Genomic DNA, 3,122 nt, shown 5'->3' with positions numbered 1-3,122 from the left:
CGCTCCAACCGTCAGATGGACGAGATCCACCGCGCGCTGGCCGAAAATCTCGTGATCTTTTTCCGCGACCAGCACATCACCCCGGCCCAGCATCTCGCCTTCGGCCGCAAGTTCGGCGAGCTGCATATCCATCCCGCGGCCCCCAGCGAGGGCGAGGATCCGGCGCTGATGAAGATCTATGCCGACAAGGATTCCCCGCGCGCCAATGGCGAGGGCTGGCACACCGACGTGTCCTGCGACGTCGAGCCGCCGATGGGCTCGATCCTCTATATAAAACAGTGTCCGCCGCGCGGCGGCGACACGCTGTTCGCCAGCATGTATGCCGCCTATGAATCGCTGTCGGACCGGATGAAGGCCTATCTCGACGGGTTGACCGCGCTGCATGATGGCGAGCAGATCTATCGCGGCCTCTACGACAATTACGGCGTCGCCGACAAGCCGTCTTATCCGCGCGCCGAGCACCCTGTCGTGCGCACCCATCCGGTGACGGGCAAGAAGGCGCTCTACGTCAACCGCGGTTTTACGCGCAGCATCGTCGGCATCCCGCGCGACGAGAGCGACGCGATCCTGAGCTATCTCTACCAGCACGCGGAGAACCCTTTATTCCAGTGCCGCTTCCGCTGGACCGAGAACGCCATCGCGTTCTGGGACAACCGCTGCACCCAGCACCGTGCGATGTGGGATTACTGGCCGCACACCCGCGCCGGCACGCGGGTGACGGTAAAAGGGGAGCGGCCGGTGTGAACCTACGAAATACAAACCGCGTTGACGCCTCAATCCGCCTGCGCCAAGCTTGGCCAAAAGCAAGATAAAACCTCGGGAGGACGGCCATGCTCCGCGCAGAGGACAATCAATTCCTGACCGAAAGCGGTGCGGGGACGCCGATGGGCGAATTGCTGCGCCGCTTCTGGCTGCCGGTACTGCTGTCGGAGGAATTGCCGCAAGCCGACTGCCCGCCGAAAAAGATCGTGGTGATGGGGGAAGAGCTGCTCGCCTTCCGCGATAGCCGCGGCGTGGTCGGGGTGATCGACCAGTATTGCCCGCATCGCGGCGCCAATCTCTGGCTTGGCCGCAACGAAGAATGCGGCATCCGCTGCGTCTATCACGGCTGGAAGTTCGACACCGACGGCCGCTGCGTCGACATGCCGACCTCCTATCCCGACCTGAATGCAAAAGACCTGATCCGCATCAAGTCCTATCCGGTGCGCGAATGGGGCGACATGGTCTGGGCCTTTATGGGCCCGGCCGGCGAAGTCCCGGAATTGCCCGCGCTGGAAATGGCGCTGGTGCCGGCCTCGCATCGCTACGTTTCCAAGAAATGGCAGGACTGCAACTGGGTGCAGGCGCTGGAAGGCTCGATCGACACCGCGCATTTCACCTTCGCGCATCTCTCGTTCGACAAGGAAGAGAACGAAATCCTCGACATCAAGAAGCATTTCGTCAATCCGATTGCGCGCATGAATGTCGACCATATGCGCTGGATCGCCGAAGACCCGCGTCCGGTGATCAAGATCAACCCGCATGACGCGGGACTGACGATCGCGGGCGGCCGGCTCACCGGCAGCGACAATATCTATTGGCGCATCGCGCAATTTTTAATGCCGGTGCACGCCTACGCGCCGAGCGCGATGCCGGGCGAGAGCATCTTCGGGCAGAGTTTTATTCCCGTCACCGATACCAATTGCTGGATCTATACCTACGCCTGGAATCCGGAGCGTCCGCTGACGCAAGCCGAGCGCGATGCCTACGACGCGGGCAATGGCGTGATATCGGAGGTCGACGACAATTATGTTCCGTTGCGCAACAAGTCGAACGACTACCTGATCGACCGCAAGCTGCAGAAGACCAAAAGCTATACCGGCATCAAGGGCGTATCCGAGCAGGACGCCGCGGTGCAGGACAGCCAGGGCCCGATCGCCGACCGCACCCGCGAGCATCTCGGCCCGACCGATCTGGGGATCCTGCATTTTCGCAAACTGGTGATGGAGTGCGCCCGCGCGCTGCAGCAGGGCCACCCGCCGGCGCATCTGGCGCATCAGGACCGCTACGCCGTGCGCTCCGGCGCCTGCGTCACCAGCAAGGCCAAGGATCTGCCCGCGGTGATGGTCGAGCGTTTTGGCGATGAGATGGGGTTTGTCGGCCGGCCGCGGATCGCCGCGGCGGAGTGAAGTCTATCGTCGTCCCGGCGAATGCCGGGACCCATGACCACAGGACGGTGTTATTGCGAAGCCAACTGCTACTTTGCCCCATCGAGAAGCCGCGGCGTATGGGTCCCGGCTCAAGGCCGGGACGACATGCGGAGAAATCCTCACAACGGAATCGTGCGATATTCCCGGTTGGCGAGGCTCGCTTCCTCCAGGTCGAGATCGCGCTCGATCCGCCGCCTCGTCTCGTCGGTGATCTTGCCGTCGCGCAACAGGACGTGGATGAACTTGCGCTCCACGGCGATCAGTTCCCGCGTCAGGTCGATGCCCGCCGCCGAGGCGTCGTCGCGATCGGGATCGAGCGACTCCGGCAGCTGGTTGCTGCGGGTCTCATGCCGCGCGCGCAAGAGCTTGACCACCTCGTCGGACAATTCGCGGTCGTCGGTGATGGCGTCGAGGGACTTCAGCGCCACGTCGAGCGCCTCGCGCCGCGCCGCGATTTCTGCTTCGTGTTCGGCGACAAGTTCGGTGCGGCCGGCCTCGGCGATGCCGAGCCACCGCACCACCGGCGGCAGCCCGAGCCCGAGTCCGACCAGCGTGATGAAGATGACGCCGAAGGTGACGAACAGGATCAGGTCGCGATAGGGGAAAGCTTCCCCGCCGGGAAGCGCGAACGGCAGCGCCAGCGCCGCGGCCAGCGACACCGCGCCGCGCACCCCGGTGAACGAAATCACGAACACATACTGCCACGGCGGCGCCGGATCGCGCATGCGCACGCGTTTTATCAGTCGCGGCAAATAGGTTGCGGGGTAGACCCAGGCGAAGCGCGCGACGATGATCATCACGGTGACCAGCGCGGTGGCGGTCAGGATGTCGTCCAGCGGGAACGCCTTCGATTTCTCGTACAAGAGCCGCATCTGGAACCCGGTCAGCAGGAACAGCATGCCCTCGATCAGATAGATCACCAAATCCCAGAAG

General features: G+C 63.5%; 3 protein-coding genes. 2 read left to right on the top strand and 1 reads right to left on the bottom strand.

Annotation, left to right across the window (positions count from 1 at the left end):
* The coding region (locus tag QZ213_RS26545) for a TauD/TfdA family dioxygenase (protein WP_291689023.1) at positions 1-744 on the top strand (744 nt) is incomplete at its 5' end.
* 86 nt (positions 745-830) lie between these two features.
* Positions 831-2,168 (top strand): Rieske 2Fe-2S domain-containing protein, encoded by a 1,338-nt coding sequence (locus QZ213_RS26540; RefSeq protein WP_291689022.1) that lies wholly within the window; start codon positions 831-833, stop codon positions 2,166-2,168.
* A 140-nt stretch (positions 2,169-2,308) separates the two neighbouring features.
* On the opposite strand, the gene QZ213_RS26535 is transcribed toward QZ213_RS26540, so the two are convergent.
* On the bottom strand, positions 2,309-3,122 hold an 814-nt coding region (locus QZ213_RS26535), incomplete at its 5' end, for a cation:proton antiporter (protein WP_291689021.1).

The organism is Bradyrhizobium sp., from assembly GCF_017881085.1.
Taxonomy (GTDB): domain Bacteria; phylum Pseudomonadota; class Alphaproteobacteria; order Rhizobiales; family Xanthobacteraceae; genus Bradyrhizobium.
The sequence above is the reverse complement of the archived record's forward strand: the minus strand, read 5'-3'. Positions and strand labels throughout refer to the sequence as shown.

Coding starts and splice junctions, on each gene's coding strand:
- QZ213_RS26540 (WP_291689022.1), top strand. CDS start 831: ATGCTCCGCGCAGAGGACAATCAATTCCTGACCGAAAGCGGTGCGGGG.